Consider the following 17839-nt stretch of genomic DNA (forward strand, 5'->3'; position numbering starts at 1 on the left):
TATATGAAGCATTTTTACTTTACACTTATATTATTAGTTAATAGTTTATTTATTTCTGCACAAACACCTACAGGAGGTTCAACCGAGGTTGGAATAACAGAAGGACAGTTGTCAGTCTCATTAACAGGGTCAGCCACTTATTCCATTCCAATAGCTGTACCTCCAGGAATAAACGGGGTGGTTCCTCAAGTCGGTCTGGTATATAATAGCCAGGGAGGTAACGGATTAGCCGGTTATGGCTGGAATATATCGGGTATTTCTGCTATTACGAGAATTCCTTCTACCAAATTCCATGACGGAACTATAGATGCAGTTGATTTTGATGCCTTAGATCGTTTTGCCTTTAATGGACAGCGATTAATGATTAAATCAGGAACTTATGGAGCGGATGGTACGATTTATGAAACAGAAAATTTTTCGAATGTAAAAATAACTTCATATGGTATTCATTCCAGTGGGGCTAACTATGGTCCTGCCTATTTTATAGTTGAATATCCCGACGGCTCAAAGGCATATTACGGAAATTCAACTGATTCACGTACTATAACGAATTGGTCTATTACGTACTGGGAAAATCCTCAAGGCGTTAGAATAAATTATGCTTATAATAATTCAAACAATAATTTAAATATAGCTACAATTAAATACGGTACATTAGGCGCAATCACCCCAATCAACACAGTTCAATTTAATTATGTTGCAGCAAAACACCCTGAACAAACATATATTGGAGGACTTAGTATTACTAACAACACTATATTAGATAATATTGCTGTTACAGGAAATGGTATTGGATTTAGAAGTTATTCTATGATGTACGGAGATACATCACTTGGTTATCAACGCTTGACGAGTATTACCGAAATATCCGGAGATGGTACTAAAAGTTATAACCCAACAGTTTTTACTTATGATACTACAGCAGATTCAATAGCAGGTGCTGCAAGTACGACAAAATTGGATTTAAGTAATATAGGCTTTTCAAATGCGGCAACTGTTTCTGGCGATTTTAATGGAGATGGCAGTATGGATTTTATTATTTATCCAACAATAGGCACAGATGCAAAAAAGAAATTCTGGGTTTATGCAGGCGTAAATTCTGGCTCTACAATTGATTTTTCATATCCCTATGCAGGAATTTTTGATGATATTTTTCCCGTTAGTTATATCAATTATCAGAATAAATTGATGCCTTTACAAGGTTTTACTGTAATACAAAATGGTACTTTTACAACCTATGCGCTTGCTGGAACTGGAATAGTACAACAAGACCAAAAAATATATACATTTCCTCGCTTTGTATTAGATTATGAGTATGAATGTGGTGGTATTCAAGCACAAGAATTCCAAATTGCAACGACTCAAAAAATAGTTGATCCGGGTCCAACTCCCATTCACTACGAGAGGGATATACCTAGAACTTTTTATAGCGGTGATTTCAATGGAGATGGCTTAACAGATATTGTAGCTATTGAAAAGTCTTTTACTTATCCCTACCAAAGTGGATGTGTTACTTATACATCGACATATTCAGGAGGCAGAACATTTTTAATTAATTTAGACACAAGAGTAACAAGTAATTTTGCAACCATTGCTGGTAATTTAGCAACAGCAGACAGCAGTATAGTTAAAGTAAATGATTTTAATGGAGACGGTAAGTCGGATATTTATGTTTTTGACACAGGAAAAGTCAAAATATATGGTCTCGATGAAAGTCAAATGTTTATTTTACTATACGAAACAATCACTGCTGATGCTAATATTGCACTTGACAAACCTATTTTGATGGGAGATTATAATGGCGATGGGAAAACTGATTTTATTATTCCTAAAGGAGCAGGATACTCTGATTTATACAAATATTCTTCTACGGGTATTGGTTTTTATAATGAAACGTTATCCAATAATATCAATTACCCACCAAATAATTCTGAGTACACCTATACATTAATTCCAAGTGACTACAACAATGATGGAAAAACCGATTTAATATTAACCTCTGCCAGCCGTGGAACCGGCTATTCGGTGGGAAGCCTTAGTGTAACCTGCTATGCTAACAAAAATGGCGTATTCTCAAATGCGGCTGGAAATTATTATACCGGAACTATTTCAAACCATGCAGACATTTATCCCAATGCTCTTCCTGTATTTCTTACGTCAAATGAACCAAATCGAAAATTAGAACTTTGCTTTGTCAATAACAATACAGTTTTTAAATTTAATTCAGTAAAAGATTTTAGTAAAGAACAACTGCTAAGAACAATTAAAACTGGAAACGGAGTGACAGAATCTATTACTTATCAGCCTCTAAGTTCAAAATCTAAGGAAGGTTATTCTTCTATATATTCTGATAGTCGTTTTACTGAAAATTATCCAAATATGGATTTAACTGAATTACCAAGTATTCAAGTTGTTACTAAACTCGAGAAAACCAGCAATACAACTTTTAAAACACAATTATTTTCATATTATGGTCCGGTAACTAATGTAGAAGGGCTTGGTTTTCTCGGGTTCAGGTCACTCGGACGGACAAACTGGTTTGACATATCGTCAAATAGCATATCGAATATTTCAAAATATGATATCAGTTTGCGTGGTGCAAATACTGAAAATTATTCCGTCCTAGGAACTATGATGGCTTCTGGATCTACTTCTCCAAGTAATTTTATTACAAAATCAGTATTAAGCTATAGCAGTTCACTTGGAAACAATAAAGTTTTCAATATAAAAAATACTTCATCAAAACAGTTTAATGGCCTGGATAATACCAGTTCTGAAACAACAACCGTTTATGATGCCTACAATAATCCTACACAATCCACCACAGTAGTCAAAAATGGATCTACAGTAGAACAAACAAGTATTAGCGATATTGTATACGAAAACCAAACAACTGGAACTTATTATATAGGAAGGCCTACCAATAAGACGCAAAGCGTAACTGTAACAGGTGATGTTATGACCAGTGAAGAAAAATATGTTTACACCGATCATTTACTTTCACAAATTAAGAAAAGAGGCAATGATCCAAATGATTTTATTACAGAAGATAACATATACGATGCTTTTGGAAATATCACCAAAAAAACGATAACCGTTCCCACTATAGCTCCCAATCCGGCTCCGGCACCAAGGGTAACCAATTATGAATATGACATATCTGGGCGATTTTTGACTAAAAGCACCGATATTGAAGGACTAGCAACAACATTTGCTTATAATACAAGCAGTGGAGTTTTAAATTCCGAAACTAATCCGTATGGTTTGACAACGGCATATTTATATGATTCTTGGTTCAAGAAGACAAAAACGACTGATTATTTGGGGAAGAGTAACACCTATGTATATTCCCGTACCAATAGTGTATATACACTTGTTTCTACTGCAGGAGATGACGGCAGCAGCAGTGAAGAAACTTTTGATGATCTAGGCAGAAAAATTAAGTCAGGAGCAAAAAATGTACAAGGTGTTTTTTCATATATTACATATTTATACGATTTCTATGATAGGAATAACAGGACGAGTGAACCCTATTTAGGGAATTCAAGCCCTAGTCAGTGGAATGAAACCAAATACGACATATATGGGAGACCCATACAAAACATTTCTTATACCGGAAAAACAGTAAATATAACATATACAGGTTTGACAACAGTAGCTGATGAAGGTACAAAATCCAAATCATCTATTAAGAATGCTATTGGCAACGTAATCTCAATAACAGATAATCCAGGAGGCACTATTACTTATACCTATTTTGCCAATGGAAATCTAAAATCTTCTACTTTCAATAATACAACTACTATAATTACACAAGACGGCTGGGGGAGAAAATTAACTCTTTCCGATCCGTCGGCAGGTTTATATCAGTACAGCTATAATGGTTTTGGCGAACTCCTAACAGAAACTGCACCAAATCCGAAAGGAGTAACGACTTACACCCTTAACGATGTTGGCAAGCTAACACAAAAAACAATAGTAGGAGATGCAGTCAATTCTAGAACAACCTATTTATATGACCCTTCATCAAAACTCCTTACTACTAGTACTTTTGAAGATTTAAATGAAGGGACAAGTAGTATCGTAAATGCATATGAATATGACTCATCCAAAAGAATAATTAAGTCTATGGAAACTACACCCTTTGCTATTTTTACAAAGACGCTAACCTATGATGCATTTGGCAGAGTAGATAAGGAGACTTCTAAAGCCGAAGCAAAAATAGGTGGCAAATCAAGCTCAAAAACAATGATGAATACCTATAGCTATGGACAACTTTATATGCTTATAGATGACACTTCTCATCGCCCAAAATTACAAACCAATACAGTAAATGCAAGAGGCCAGCTGCTTAATGGCTTTATCTATAATAATGCGGGCTACATAAATGTAACAAACACCTATGACACTTATGGTTTATTAAGTCAAACGAAGCACGACAACAGCACGACAAGCACAAACATGATGATTCTTAACACTGTGTTTGATGCTCAAAAAGGAAATTTAACCAGTCGTACCAATAGTTTTTTCGGAACGAATCAAAGCTTTGAGTATGATGAGCAAGACCGCTTGACAAAATGGACTGATTCACCAGAACTCATTTTAAACAATACTTTTGACACCTCTGCTGATGGTTTTACTGCCGACTCTGGTGTTACTCCTATGCCAAATTTTTCTAATTCAGGAATGTTAGGTGTTAAAGTAACAACTGCAAATTTAGGAATTAGTAAAAAAATTGTGAGTGGAGCTTCTATTGGCGATACATTTAGAATCCAGCTTTTAATGACTTCCGGAGATAAAATTTCTGTAATTTTAAGAGAGCAAGATGCATCCGGAACAAACTTTATTGACACAGTATTATCCTTAGTATCTGGACCAATTGATCAAGATTATAAGGTTAAAACATACTCTGAGCTTGTAATCAAGATAATAAAGACTGATGCTTCAGTTTATGCTGGAACTCCAACTTTTTTAATTAATAATCTCATTGTACAAAAATATAATGTAAAGACACAACAATATGATGCTGCTGGTAAAATAACTCAAAATGAATTAGGAACTTATGCATACAATGTTGCGGGGAAACCTTATCAAAACAGTTCGATAAATCCTACTCCAGCAACGGCAACCTATTATCAAACAAAACCATTACAAACCATAACCTACAATACTTTTAAATCACCTGTCAGCATAACAGAACAGGGAGTTGACATCATAAACTTTACTTATAATGACACCAACAAACGCAGTACAATGTTTTATGGTGGTTTAGGACCTAAAGAATCCAGACGTTATCGCAAATACTATTCTTCAGATGGAACAATGGAGATAAAACAGGATCTGTTCAATAATAATGCGGTAGAAATTATAACTTATATTGGAGGAGATGGCTACACTGCACCAATGATTGTAAAAAGTGATGGAACTACACAAAATTATTTATATTTACATAGAGATTATCAAGGTTCAATAGCAGCGATTAGCAATGATGGCGGCGCAATTGTAGAAAAACGTCTTTTTGATCCTTGGGGAGCTATTATAAAAATACAAGACGGCACAGGGAATGCGCTATCTGGGTTAACAGTTCTGGATCGTGGATATACGGGGCATGAACATTTGCAGAGTGTGGGATTAATCAACATGAACGCAAGGCTTTACGATCCTAAACTGCATCGTTTTTTACAGCCGGATAATTTTGTACAAGAGCCTTTTAATACACAGAACTATAACAGGTATGGGTATTGTATTAACAACCCTCTCAAGTATACAGACAAGAATGGAGAGTTCTTTTTAGGAACAATAATAACTGCCATTACTAACGGAGTACAAAATGTAATCAAGCACGGAGTAAATACGGATCAATATAATTGGAAAGAATTAAACAACGCTTGGAAAATAGACATAGGTCAGTTTAAAGGTAACTTTGGTCAAATGGTAAATCGATTTACTTGGGGGTCTGTAAATAACGACATAGGCAATTTACTTGCTCACGGATACAACCTTGCCGGACAAGTAGAAGGTGTTACCTATTTGGCAGGAGCAACTGCCATAGAAACCAAACGAAGCAGTACCGAAGCTTTTACTATTGGTTCCTACATAAATGGCCCAAAAGGTTTTAAAGCCGATTGGCACGACCACCTTTTTGTACACGAATATGGGCATACCATACAACAATCTTACTTTGGTCCGCTATATATGCCCATAGTTGCTACTTCAAGTTTGGCAAGTACATTTGGTATTGGAGGCGATGACCACAAAACACGATGGTTTGAAGTACAAGCCAGTCATATGGGTGCAAAATATTTTGATAAACGGTATGGTAGTGGTGTTGATGGATATACTAAAGGTTCTGCTGATTATTTTGATTATGAGTCGTTTTCAAATGGAGGTCTTTCGCCTTATGCCAATCCTAGAAATACTTATTACCCTAATTTATCTCCTAAATATCAATTTCCTCATCCAACTTCAGGAGGGCGATTTAGCTGGTGGGATGTTGGTGTCCCACTTTTAACTCCATTAGCCTTAAGTTTAATTCCTCATCTGTAAATAGTAAAATATGAAAACTCTAAAATTTCTTTTATTAGTCATCTCTCTGATTACATTAAATTGTTGTATTACCATGGAGAAAGATGAACAACCAGATAGCTATTTTGTATTAACTAATTCTTCGAATGAAGATATATTTATTCATTCTAAAATTTCAAATAATACAGTTGGGCTTGATTACTTCCCTGCTTCACCAACTGATATTGTTTCGGTAGGGAAAAAATATAATCAGCCGATATCCAATATTTCTTTTAAAGATGGGAATAAACTTTGGATATTAGTTTACAAGCAATCCACGTTAGACTCGCATACTTGGCAAGAAATCAAAGACCAAGGTTTGTATGACAAGCGGTATGATTTCACGTTAGAGCAGTTAAAGGCGATTAATTACGAGATTGTTTATACTGGGAATTAGCTTAAAATAGTAGAATTTAAACAAAAAACCTCCCACTTTTAACTCCATTAGCCTTAAGTTTAATTCCTCATCTGTAAATAGTAAAATATGAAAACTCTAAAATTTCTTTTATTAGTCATCTCTCTGATTACATTAAATTGTTGTATCACCATGGAGAAAGATGAACAACCAGATAGCTATTTTATATTAACTAATTCTTCGAATGAAGATATTTTTATTCATTCTAAAATTTCAAATAATACAGTTGGGGTTGATTACTTCCCTGCTTCACCAACTGATGTTATTTCGGTAGGAAAAAAATATAATCAGCCGATATCCAATATTTCTTTTAAAGATGGGAATAAACTTTGGATTTTAGTTTATAAACAATCCATATTAGACACTCATACTTGGTAGGAAATCAAAGACCAAGGTTTGTATGACAAGCGGTATGATTTCACATTAGAACAGTTAAAAGCTATTAATTACGAGATTGTTTATACTGGGAATTAGCTAGAAATACACAGGGTAAGCCAGAGAACTATAACAGGTATGGGTATTGTATTAACAACCCACTCAAGTATACAGACAAGAGTGGAGAGTTCTTTTTAGGAACAATATTTACATTTTTAGCAAATGCTGTCGAACACGGTGTAAATGTTAAAAATTATAATTGGAACCAAATACAAAATGCTTTCAAAATAGATTTGGGTGTCTTTCAAACAGATAAAAACAGAACATTTTTCGGGCAGGTTTCACAAGTCTTTGGTAGATTATCTTGGGAATTGCCACAAACAGATATAGGAAACATGTATACTCATTTTCAAAACATTACAGGTAATATTGATAGGGTTGATTATTTTGGAGGAGCAACTTTTGCTACAAATGAAAATAGCAAAAAAACTAACGGAATTACTTTTGGGAGCTACATAAATATAAATATTAAAGATAGAATAAAAGGAAATTTTGAAGACAGAGTACTATCAGACCCTCTTTTTATGCACGAATATGGTCATACTATAGACAGTCAATATTTTGGTCCTTTATATTTATTTGCAATCGCAATACCCAGCGGTATAAGTGCTTGGCAATCTGTAAACAGAAAAGATAATGCCCACGACCATTATTGGACAGAAATAAGGGCAAATAATAAAGCATCTAGATATTTTAAGAAACATTATGGGATTGATTGGACACCATTTAAAAATAAATACCCAACAGATTAAATTAAAAATTATGAAAAAAATAATTTCATTACTGATTATTTTAGCATCAATATTATTTAGTTGTGAATCAGTAAAAGACACCGTTTACAGAATTGATATTGAAAATCAATCTACACATACTATTCAGTATTATATATCAAGACCAGAAGAAGAGTTTGTTTACCCTAACACATCTTTGCCAACAGTAAAAAAAGTTTCTAGAGAAATAAAACCTAGTATCACAAATTATGACGATTCGGGTTCAAATTGGGAGGTTGTTTATAAAAAATTACCCTCTGATAAAATGTCTCTTTTTATATTTGATTCTGATACTTTAAAAAAGTATAATTGGGAAAATGTAAGATTGAATTACCGAGTATTAAAACGTTATGATTTAACACTCAAAGATTTGGAGGATATGAATTGGACGGTAACTTATACTGGGAATTAGCTAGAAATAAACAGGGTAAGCCACAGAACTACAATAGGTATGAGTATTGTATAAACACCCCACTCAAGTACACAGACAAGAATGACAAGTTTTTCTCTTTCATCGTAGGTTTATTTGAAACAGTAGCCAATGTTGTTACTCACGGAGTAAACGTAAACAACTATGACTGGGATAAAACTAGAAATGCTTGGCGAATTGACTCAGGTTGGTTTCAAGGAAACATAGGGCAAATTGCAAGTAGGTTTACTTTTGAACAACCGCAAGCCATTTTTAGGTTATCTATATGGTCAAGTAGCGAATGTTGCAGGAAAAGTAGATAATGTTCAATATTATGGAGGAGCAACGGTTATAAAAACTTTTGGAAACCGTGTACCTTGGAACTCTGGTGTTAACGGTGTTACATTAGGTAGTTTTATAATGGGAATAATAAAATAGAAGCTGACCCAAGCAACTCCTTATTTCAACACGAATATGGGCATTATTTGCAAAGCCAAGAAGTTGGGTGGAATTACATCTATGATTACGCAATTCCAAGCGCAATAAATGCTAATAATGTTCCTGATAATAAGGACGGTCACTATCAACACGAGGCTTTCTGGGCTGAGCAAGATGCTAACATACGAGGAAGAGATTATTTTAAAAATTATGGATGGGATTATATAAATCATCCTATTTTTGACAGTGGTTTTAATAATCCGTTTGACTTGAATTACAAAAAATATAGATAGTTCTTGATGAAAATTAGTATTTCTCCTAGCACTTCGTGTTTAAAAATTAAACAATAAATAATTATGAAAAATACATTAAAAAAAATCATCTTTCTAGCAATAGGCCTAAGTCTAATTGCTTGTTCTAGCGAAAGAAATGTTCCCTTTTATTTTAACTTTAAAAACAACACCGGGAAGTTAATATACTGGGGAATGTCTTACTCCTACCCAGATACAAGCCTAAAAAACATAGAAAATGTGCCGAGTAAAAATACAGCTTATAAAATTTATCCAGGAAAAACAGAAGCTTTTTCAACGAGTATACTCAGTTTTAACGCAACTGCCCAGATTTTTATCTTTGATTCCGATGTTATAGAGAAAACCCCTTGGGATAGCATAGTAAAATATAATATAGTATTGAAACGCTATCAATTTACGCAAAGTGAGTTAGAAAAAATGAATTGGGAGATAATTTATGATGCTAATTAGCCTGAAATAAACTGGAGAACCCGACCGTTCGGATATGTAGCCAACGATAGGCAGTACATATCCGAACGATAGGGTTCTAATGTAAAATTAGAAAATGAATAGGTGTTTTTGCAACCATATTAAAAATAACAAATTTAAAAATTTAAAATACAATAGTTGAAAATAAAATTACTCTTTATATGCTTTTTTTTCACACTAGTTTCTTTTGCACAGCAAGAAGCTAGTGTATGGTATTTTGGAGAAAATGCAGGAATTAAATTCCAAACAGATGATTCTGTTATTCCGCTTTTTGATGGGCAATTGAATACATTAGAAGGCTGTGCTGCATTGTCGGACAGTAATGGCGATTTAATGTTTTACACAGACGGTGTAACCGTTTACAATAAAAATCATCAAATTATGCTAAACGGCACGGGTTTAAAGGGGCATAATTCCAGTTCGCAATCGGCTACAATCATTCAAAAGCCAGGGTCTTCTAATTTATTTTATATATTTACAACAACAGTAAATGCTTTAATCGATGGGGTAGAATACAGCGAAGTTGATATAAACCTAGATGGTGGATTAGGAGCTGTAACTACTAATAAAAATGTCCCGCTTTACACTCCTATATGTGAAAAACTTTCGATAGTAAAACATGCAAATGGAATTGATTATTGGGTTATAACTCATGGCTGGAATAACAATTCGTTTTATTCTCACTTAGTGTCCTCATCAGGTGTAAGTATAGCTCCCGTAATTTCAAATTCAGGTACTGTAGTTAATAATTCATCAACGGATAATGTAATGGGATATATGAAAGTATCCCCAAATGGAAAAAAAATAGTAGCTTGTCATCAATTTTTAAGCCTTACACAACTGTTTGATTTTGATGCTTCAACTGGAATTGTATCAAACCCAGTCAATATAAATAATGGAAACCAACCTTATGGGGCTGAATTTTCACCAAACAGTGAAGTGCTGTATGTAACTCTTCAAATAACCCGTGAAGTTTATCAATATGATTTGAATGCAGCAAATATAGCTTTAAGCCAAAATTTGATTGTTCAGTCTCCATATTTCTTAGGAGCTTTACAACTGGGACCTAACAATAAAATTTATATAGCAAATTATAAAACCTCTAGCCTTGGAGTAATTAATAATCCGAATGTTCTAGGATTAGGTTGTGATGTACAAACAAGTGCCGTAGATTTGGGAGGAAAAAGGTCGCTGCTAGGTTTGCCTGCTTTTTCTCAATCCTACTTCAACCCTTCTTTTTCAATCAAAAATGTATGTCTGGGTGCCGCTACCGAATTTACATTAAGTGGATCCCAAACCATAAACACTGCCAATTGGGATTTCGGTGATGGGACGACATCAACAGATCTAAATCCAACCCATATCTATTCCGTGGCTGGTACATATAACGTTTCTGTCACAGCAACTAATACAACTGGAACTAGTACCAAAACTAAGGACGTAATTATCTATCAAATGCCAAGTTCAACAAAACCACAAGATATATTGGTTTGCGATGACAATAATGATGGTTTGCATCTTTTTGATTTAACCACACAAAATACCGCTATTTTAAACGGACAAGACCCTAATTTATACTCGGTAAATTATTTTGCTAATAATACAGCCATTCCTTCGCCAACTTCTTATATTAATACAGCAGCGTATCATCAAGAAACCATAACAGCTGAAGTTTCTAATAAAGCCAATAGCGAATGCAAAAGCAACACCACATTTAACATTGATGTTTTTGATACACCAAAACCGAATACAATTATTTCCAGTCTGACGAGTTGCGACAATATCAGTTTCGGGACGGATCATGACGGTAAAGTCATCTTTGATTTGACTCAAAAAGGCACTAGTATTCTAAATGGTCAATCTGCTGGCCAATTTTTGATTTCATATTACAAAGATGCTGGATTGACACAACCCATATTGAATCCAACAGCTTATGAAAATACTATTCCAATAGAAACTATTCATATAAAAGTGGCTAACAAAGATAATCCGAATTGTACAGCGACTACTTCATTCAAAATTGAGGTATTTGCCTTACCCATGGTAACTTCAGTTGAGGATTTAAAACAATGTGACGATGATATTGATGGATTTAGTGTTTTTAATCTGGAAGAAGCCATCAATAAAATAACGGCTAATGCAGCAACTGAAACAATTGCTTTTTTTGAAACGGCTTTAGATGCCCAAAACAACACCAACCCTATTCTAAATCAAACAAACTATACCAATCAAACCGTCAGCATTGACAAGGTTTTTGCAAGAGTAACCAATAGCAACGGCTGTTTCAGAGTGGCACAACTGAATCTTATTGTTTCTACCACTCAAATTCCGTTGACTTTTAAGAGAGATTTTATACAGTGTGACGATGTTGATTTTGGCACGAATACGGATGGTATTACTTCTTTTGATTTTAGCAGTGTTGCGAATCAAATCCAGAGCATATTTCCTGTTGGACAGCAATTAAATATTACCTATTATCAAAATGCAGCCGATGCTTTAGCTGAAAAAAATGCAATTGCTGATATTTCGAATTACAGAAATACAAGCTCTCCAAAAACACAAAATATCTATATCCGTGTTGATAGCAAATTAAATAATGATTGTTTGGGATTAGGAAGCCATATTACACTTACTGTAGAACCTATTCCTATTGTACAATCTATGAAACAAAATCACTGTGATGACAATCAGGATGGGCTGTATACTTTTGACACTTCGACTATTCAAGCCAAACTATTGAATGGATTGACCAATGTAACGGTTTCTTATTTTGACCAAAATAATAATCCATTGCCGAGTCCATTACCAAATCCGTTTTTAACAGGTTCACAGACGCTAAAAGCAGCTGTAAAAAACAATACTCCAGCAGCTTGTTCATTTGAGACTACTTTACAGTTTATTGTGGATGATTTGCCCGAAGCTTTCCCAATTGCTCCATCATTAACAACTGTTTGCGATGATGAAACTGATCCTGTTTTGCAGGATGGAAAGTATGCTTTTGACACTTCCAGTTTTCAAACTTCAATTCTGAAAGGGCAAACTGGAATGATCATAAACTATTTTGACGGGAATAATAATTCACTTTCCAGTCCGTTGCCGAATCCTTTTATAACTGGCACACAAAATGTAAAAGTAGAAGTTGTAAACCCCTTAAATCCTTCTTGTATAGCAACTGCAATTATTCCGTTTGTGGTTAATCCAGTGCCAAAGATTCAATTAACAGGAGATGAATTAGTATGCAGTGACTTACCAACTTTTACCAAAATTATCAATGCTGGATTATTGAACGAAATCCAAAAAGGCAATTTTAGTTATAATTGGGCATTAGACGAAAACCCAATTGCTGATCAAACCAATTATGATTTAACTGTCAATAAAAAAGGAATCTACACGGTAAAAACAACCAATAGTCAAGGCTGTTCTGCAACAAGAATCATCACTGTAAATGCATCAGATAAAGCAACAGTGCAAGTCAATATTGTTGATTTATCTTCGGAAAACAGCATAACTGTTTTGGCAGCCGGTGCTGGTGATTATGTTTATTCTTTGGATAATGAATTTACAGACTATCAAGACAGTAATATTTTTGCCAATGTTTCTGCAGGCATTCATATAGTGTATGTAAAAGACGTAAATGGCTGTGGAATTGTCCCTAAAGAAGTTGCCATTTTAGGGATTCCAAATTATTTTACGCCTAATCAGGATGGATATAATGATACTTGGAATCTAAAAGGAGTTAATACTGTTTTCAATGCAAGAACAACAGTGCGGATTTTTGATCGTTACGGAAAATTGATAAAAGAAATCAATCCCACGGGAGAAGGCTGGGACGGAACTTATATAGGCCAGCAAATGCCAGCTACTGATTATTGGTACACGATTCAACTGGAAGACGGCAGAAGTTTCAAAGGCCATTTTGCTTTGAAGAGATAGCTATCTCGCTAAATTAAATGGACTTAGCTGCTTTAGCAGTTGAATTTTTAAATGCAAATTTATCTTTTAATATTCTCATATCCTCACTCACTTTTCTATCCAATACCTTTGCATAGTGTTGTGTGGTTCTTAAAGTTGATCTAATAACTACACACAAGATGTACACTTTTTGAATATGTTGTTGAACACCTTGTAGTAGCGGTGTTTTTTCGTTGAGAGGAGTCACTTAGAATTTTAATTTTTAGTGACTCCTCGAAAGACAACTAAACTTTGAGATTTAATGAATAATTTGATGTAACCCAAAAAGAAAAAACCCACTAAATCGTTGAATTTAGTGGGTCTTGTAACCATTTGCTTTTCAGCTCGCGGAGAAAGAGGGATTCGAACCCCCGGACCTGTTACAGTCAACAGTTTTCAAGACTGCCGCATTCGACCGCTCTGCCATTTCTCCAGTATGTTGCCATCTATTCCTGATTGCGAGTGCAAATATAGTGTCTTTTTCTAAATAAAAAAATATTTAAAGACTAAGTGTTAATTATATTTACATAAAAAAAAACAAAGAACTAATAACCATAACTTTACATATTTAGAGCCTGTTTAAAAATTTAAAATAAATAATTGTTATGGGTTAAAGAAACCGATTGAAATTTGTCTTTTTGTAGTGACCAAACCATAAAAAGATGTATCCAACCGATTTGACAGAAACCCAGTGGCAATTTATAAAAAAGACTTTAGAAATCGATAATAGAAATCGGAAATATAATTTGAAAGTCATTTGGAATGCGATTAATTATCTCGTAAAAACAGGTTGTCAGTAGCGAATGTTACCTAAAGATTTTCCAAAATGGCAATTAGTGTATTATTACTATTGGAAATGGTCAAATTTGGAATGTTTTGATTTATTACTGCCAAAATTGCGAGAAAAAGTCAGGTTTAATAGAGGTCAAAATACAATGCCAAGTCTAGGAATAATGGATAGTCAAAGTGTACGATGGGGAAATAATCGTTCCTTAAATAGTTTTGATGGCAATAAAAAAGTAAAAGGAATTAAACGGCATATTGTGGTTGATAAAAATGGGTTTCTTTTGGCAATAATGGTAACAGTTGCCAATGTCCATGATAGTAAAGCGGCAGATTTACTAATGAGGACGCTTCACTATTTTTTATGTCCTATAAAAGTAATCCTTGCCGATGGTGGTTACAGAGGCGAAGTGATTGAAAACATAAAAAATAAATTTGGCTATATTATTCAAGTGGTAATGCGTTCAGATGATAGAAAAATAGGGTTTAAACCTATACATAAAAGATGGATTGTAGAGAGAACATTCTCTTGGTTTGACAACGACCGAAGATTATGTAGAAATTATGAACTACTTTTTGAAACATCCGAGAATATGGTCAAAATTTCAACTATAAAATTATTATTGAATAAAATTTAAACAGGCTCTAAGTTTCATTTCCATAGAATTGGTCTGAATATGTCCATCTATCAGAGGTAGATATGCACTATGAAATAGGGATATATATAAGTTGGGAGCAATGCTAAAAAAAAGACGTACAAACGACAATATTTCCAATAATTAAATAAGACAAAATATGGCTTGGAGTTTCCGCAGACGAATTAAAATTATCCCAGGAGTTCATTTGAATTTTAGTAAAAGTGGTATAACAACTTCTATTGGAGTTAAAGGTGCAAGTATAACTTTTGGCAAGTCGGGAAGTTATCTAAATACAAGTGTAGCTGGTTTAGGTGTTTATAATAGACAGAAATTATCAAACTCTAACTCCAATCAGACCCCCGAAGAATATAATACTCAACTAATATTAGAAAAAAATGACAATATTTTTAGTGCTGACGTTCAGGAAATCACAAGCCAAAATATGCAAGGAGTCAAAGAAGCAATTATTTTAGCTCATCAACAACGTAAAGAGCTAAAAACTGACTTACTCAAAATTCAAGCAACTTTAGGTGCCTCAAAGCTGAAATTAAATTTTAGCTATATTTTACTTTATGGGTTAATAAAAAAGACAATACCTGAAAATATAAAAATTGACATTGAAGCTCAAAAAGAAGCAATTAAACAAACAAAAGAACAGATAGAAAATTGTTATGTAAAACTTGATATAGATTTTGAAACAGAAATTCAAGAAAAATACAACAAACTAGTCGATACTTTCAAAAAACTGACAACGTCTCAAAAAATTTGGGATGTAACGAGTGCTCATTTTCAAGACAGAGTGGCGACACGTTCATCAGCAAGTACAATAGTAAAAAAACGGAATGTAAAGTTTTCTCTAAAATCTCTTCCCGACATAAAATCAGATTTTGAAGCACTTTATTTTCAAAACGCAAATGGAGCTGATTTATATTTTTATCCGAACTTTATTGTGATGTATTCTTCAACAATAAATTTTGCAATTATTGGACTTGATGAAATAACATTCAATCAAAGTTATGTTCGATTTACTGAAACAGGAACTATACCACGTGATTCAAAAATAATTGATAAAACTTGGGCAAAAGTCAACAAAAATGGAAGTCCTGATAAACGTTTCAAAGGTAATTATCAAATTCCAGTAGTAAGATATGGCGAAATCAGTCTAAAGACAAGTACAGGACTAAATGAAGAATATGAATTTAGTAACTATGAATTTACACAAGCCTTTGGACAAGCCTTTAGTGATTATCAACAAACTATTAAATCGTTAAAACAAATTTAATGAACGGCACAGCACCCAAAACTTGCTACAAGATATTTGGGTAATTGGCTTAATTTAAAATGGTTTTGGGATGATTTGGCAAATCCGAGGGTAAAGCCCCGCTCCGCAAAATGTACACTCAAAATCTATTAAAACCCCAATGCTACTGTAAGTGCTGCTCAAATGTCTCTGACTTTGCGCCTTTCCTATTGACAATTTTAGCAGTTAATATTGATTGTATTTTGTAAATGGCCATGACTTCAAAACATCAACTATTGGATTATCCATTTTTTTCTATCTGAACTAAACCGTTATCATGTACATTATTGCTGGACACTCGAATAAATATAATCACAAACTCTTTCTACAATTACTGCCCGAACTGGATTCATATGAATGTAGTCTAATTTTGACCACATAAACTTAGCTCTGATTAGTATGCTTATGAAGTGTTAGCAACTTTTGGTTTCAATCAAGTGGTTATGATAGGTGTTTGCAAGTTCTGTGGTTAAAAGAGGGTTTGCTTGATTATTCAATAAATAACAACTGGATTCATTATATACTGTATGATTAAATTTAGTTGGTGGGAAATATCTTTTTACATAGAGTGAGTAAATTCTGTGTCTTTTTGTGTTTTTTATTGTTTTGTCGGGGTTTATATTTTTTTTGTTTTTTTTAGGATTTGATTCTTTTGAAGTTGGAGCACCCATAAACCCAAAAGATGCCTTGGGTTTTTTTTGGTATATATCTAAACAAATATTTGTAATTGTATTTAATAACGTAGAAAGCATTTTTATTGTTTCTTCCTTCAGGATTATTTAGTAATAAATTAAACCGTTTACCTGATAGTCTATGACATTTTAGATAAAACTGGACTAAGTAGATATGGTGTTCTAAAAACAATATTTCAACGATATATTGCTGATTAATTATTTCGGATTTAAACGTGTAACGTTCTAGATGTGTATTATTTTCATTGGTGTCGCTTCCCTTGGAAGTATAAGGGTAGCCTGTTAATACCATTGTTTAAAAAAATATTGTAGTATTAAAAAGAAAGATAAGTGTATTTGCTTGATCTGATTTTGTTAATATCATTTAGAGTTAGAACATGACCAACATGCACAACGTTACAAGTGAAGTCAATATTATTAATGTCTTTGCTTGTGTTTTGTTTTTTTCCCGTTGTTGCGATTTTCGAGAATTTTGAAAATTTCATTTTCATTTTTTCTGAATTTTGTGTGTATGACTTTGTTGATAAGCAAACTATCAATGTTGCAAAATTAGTTATTTTATATTTATTAAGCATTTTAATATCGATAGATATTATTTATAATGTTTTAATTCAGTATAAGTTTTATTTGTGATCATATAGTATTAACCTTCTTTCATGTATATC

12 protein-coding genes and 1 tRNA gene are annotated in these 17839 nt (G+C 33.6%); 11 read left to right on the forward strand and 2 right to left on the reverse strand.

Translation table 11 applies throughout. From position 1 onward, the window contains the following. The first annotated feature begins 3 nt into the window (after positions 1 to 3). The 9 genes from IRZ80_RS16240 (at position 4) to IRZ80_RS16280 (ending at position 13743) form a co-directional block, all read left to right on the forward strand. A complete protein-coding gene (locus IRZ80_RS16240) occupies positions 4 to 6546 on the forward strand; it encodes an RHS repeat domain-containing protein (protein WP_194642628.1) in 6543 nt (2180 codons plus the stop codon). Positions 6547 to 6556: 10 nt separating this feature from the next. Continuing rightward, positions 6557 to 6961, forward strand: a complete 405-nt coding sequence (locus IRZ80_RS16245; RefSeq protein WP_194642629.1) for a hypothetical protein — start codon at positions 6557 to 6559, stop codon at positions 6959 to 6961. Between the two features lie 150 nt (positions 6962 to 7111). After that, positions 7112 to 7357, forward strand: coding sequence for a hypothetical protein (locus IRZ80_RS16250; RefSeq protein WP_194642630.1), 246 nt, complete (start codon positions 7112 to 7114; stop codon positions 7355 to 7357). Between the two features lie 290 nt (positions 7358 to 7647). Then, positions 7648 to 8166, forward strand: a complete 519-nt coding sequence (locus IRZ80_RS16255; RefSeq protein ID WP_228520934.1) for a hypothetical protein — start codon at positions 7648 to 7650, stop codon at positions 8164 to 8166. Positions 8167 to 8176: 10 nt separating this feature from the next. Continuing rightward, positions 8177 to 8596: a hypothetical protein gene (locus tag IRZ80_RS16260; RefSeq protein ID WP_194642631.1), complete on the forward strand. Its 420-nt coding sequence runs from the start codon at positions 8177 to 8179 to the stop codon at positions 8594 to 8596. Between the two features lie 231 nt (positions 8597 to 8827). Next, on the forward strand, positions 8828 to 9031 hold the full coding sequence (locus IRZ80_RS16265) for a hypothetical protein (protein ID WP_194642632.1): 204 nt from the start codon (positions 8828 to 8830) through the stop codon (positions 9029 to 9031). Positions 9032 to 9078: 47 nt separating this feature from the next. Further along, positions 9079 to 9324 carry a hypothetical protein gene (locus tag IRZ80_RS16270; RefSeq protein WP_194642633.1) on the forward strand — a complete coding sequence of 82 codons (246 nt, stop codon included), beginning with the start codon at positions 9079 to 9081 and terminating at the stop codon, positions 9322 to 9324. Between the two features lie 63 nt (positions 9325 to 9387). After that, a complete protein-coding gene (locus IRZ80_RS16275; RefSeq protein WP_194642634.1) occupies positions 9388 to 9792 on the forward strand; it encodes a hypothetical protein in 405 nt (134 codons plus the stop codon). Positions 9793 to 9948: 156 nt separating this feature from the next. Continuing rightward, on the forward strand, positions 9949 to 13743 hold the full coding sequence (locus tag IRZ80_RS16280; protein WP_194642635.1) for a T9SS type B sorting domain-containing protein: 3795 nt from the start codon (positions 9949 to 9951) through the stop codon (positions 13741 to 13743). Positions 13744 to 14109: 366 nt separating this feature from the next. Here the strand turns inward: IRZ80_RS16280 and IRZ80_RS16285 are convergent. Beyond that, positions 14110 to 14194 (reverse strand) — tRNA-Ser (locus tag IRZ80_RS16285). A 370-nt stretch (positions 14195 to 14564) separates the two neighbouring features. On the opposite strand from IRZ80_RS16285, the gene IRZ80_RS16290 reads away from it, so the two are divergent. Further along, positions 14565 to 15182: an IS5 family transposase gene (locus IRZ80_RS16290; RefSeq protein WP_228520935.1), complete on the forward strand. Its 618-nt coding sequence runs from the start codon at positions 14565 to 14567 to the stop codon at positions 15180 to 15182. A 157-nt stretch (positions 15183 to 15339) separates the two neighbouring features. Next, the gene (locus IRZ80_RS16295) at positions 15340 to 16464 is read left to right on the forward strand and encodes a DUF4236 domain-containing protein (RefSeq protein ID WP_194642636.1); all 1125 of its coding nucleotides are present in this window, start codon (positions 15340 to 15342) and stop codon (positions 16462 to 16464) included. Between the two features lie 431 nt (positions 16465 to 16895). On the opposite strand, the gene IRZ80_RS16300 is transcribed toward IRZ80_RS16295, so the two are convergent. Continuing rightward, on the reverse strand, positions 16896 to 17234 hold the full coding sequence (locus IRZ80_RS16300) for a hypothetical protein (protein ID WP_194642637.1): 339 nt from the start codon (positions 17232 to 17234) through the stop codon (positions 16896 to 16898). Positions 17235 to 17839 lie beyond the last annotated feature (605 nt).

The organism is Flavobacterium sp. HJJ (assembly GCF_015351475.1).
GTDB lineage: Bacteria > Bacteroidota > Bacteroidia > Flavobacteriales > Flavobacteriaceae > Flavobacterium > Flavobacterium marginilacus.

What these genes read in the sequence shown, in the direction of transcription:
- IRZ80_RS16245 (WP_194642629.1), top strand. Translation starts at nt 6,557, where the DNA reads ATGAAAACTCTAAAATTTCTTTTATTAGTCATCTCTCTGATTACATTA.
- IRZ80_RS16240 (WP_194642628.1), top strand. Translation starts at nt 4, where the DNA reads ATGAAGCATTTTTACTTTACACTTATATTATTAGTTAATAGTTTATTT.
- IRZ80_RS16290 (WP_228520935.1), top strand. Translation starts at nt 14,565, where the DNA reads ATGTTACCTAAAGATTTTCCAAAATGGCAATTAGTGTATTATTACTAT.
- IRZ80_RS16300 (WP_194642637.1), bottom strand. Translation starts at nt 17,234, where the DNA reads ATGCTTTCTACGTTATTAAATACAATTACAAATATTTGTTTAGATATA.
- IRZ80_RS16250 (WP_194642630.1), top strand. Translation starts at nt 7,112, where the DNA reads ATGGAGAAAGATGAACAACCAGATAGCTATTTTATATTAACTAATTCT.
- IRZ80_RS16295 (WP_194642636.1), top strand. Translation starts at nt 15,340, where the DNA reads ATGGCTTGGAGTTTCCGCAGACGAATTAAAATTATCCCAGGAGTTCAT.
- IRZ80_RS16275 (WP_194642634.1), top strand. Translation starts at nt 9,388, where the DNA reads ATGAAAAATACATTAAAAAAAATCATCTTTCTAGCAATAGGCCTAAGT.
- IRZ80_RS16260 (WP_194642631.1), top strand. Translation starts at nt 8,177, where the DNA reads ATGAAAAAAATAATTTCATTACTGATTATTTTAGCATCAATATTATTT.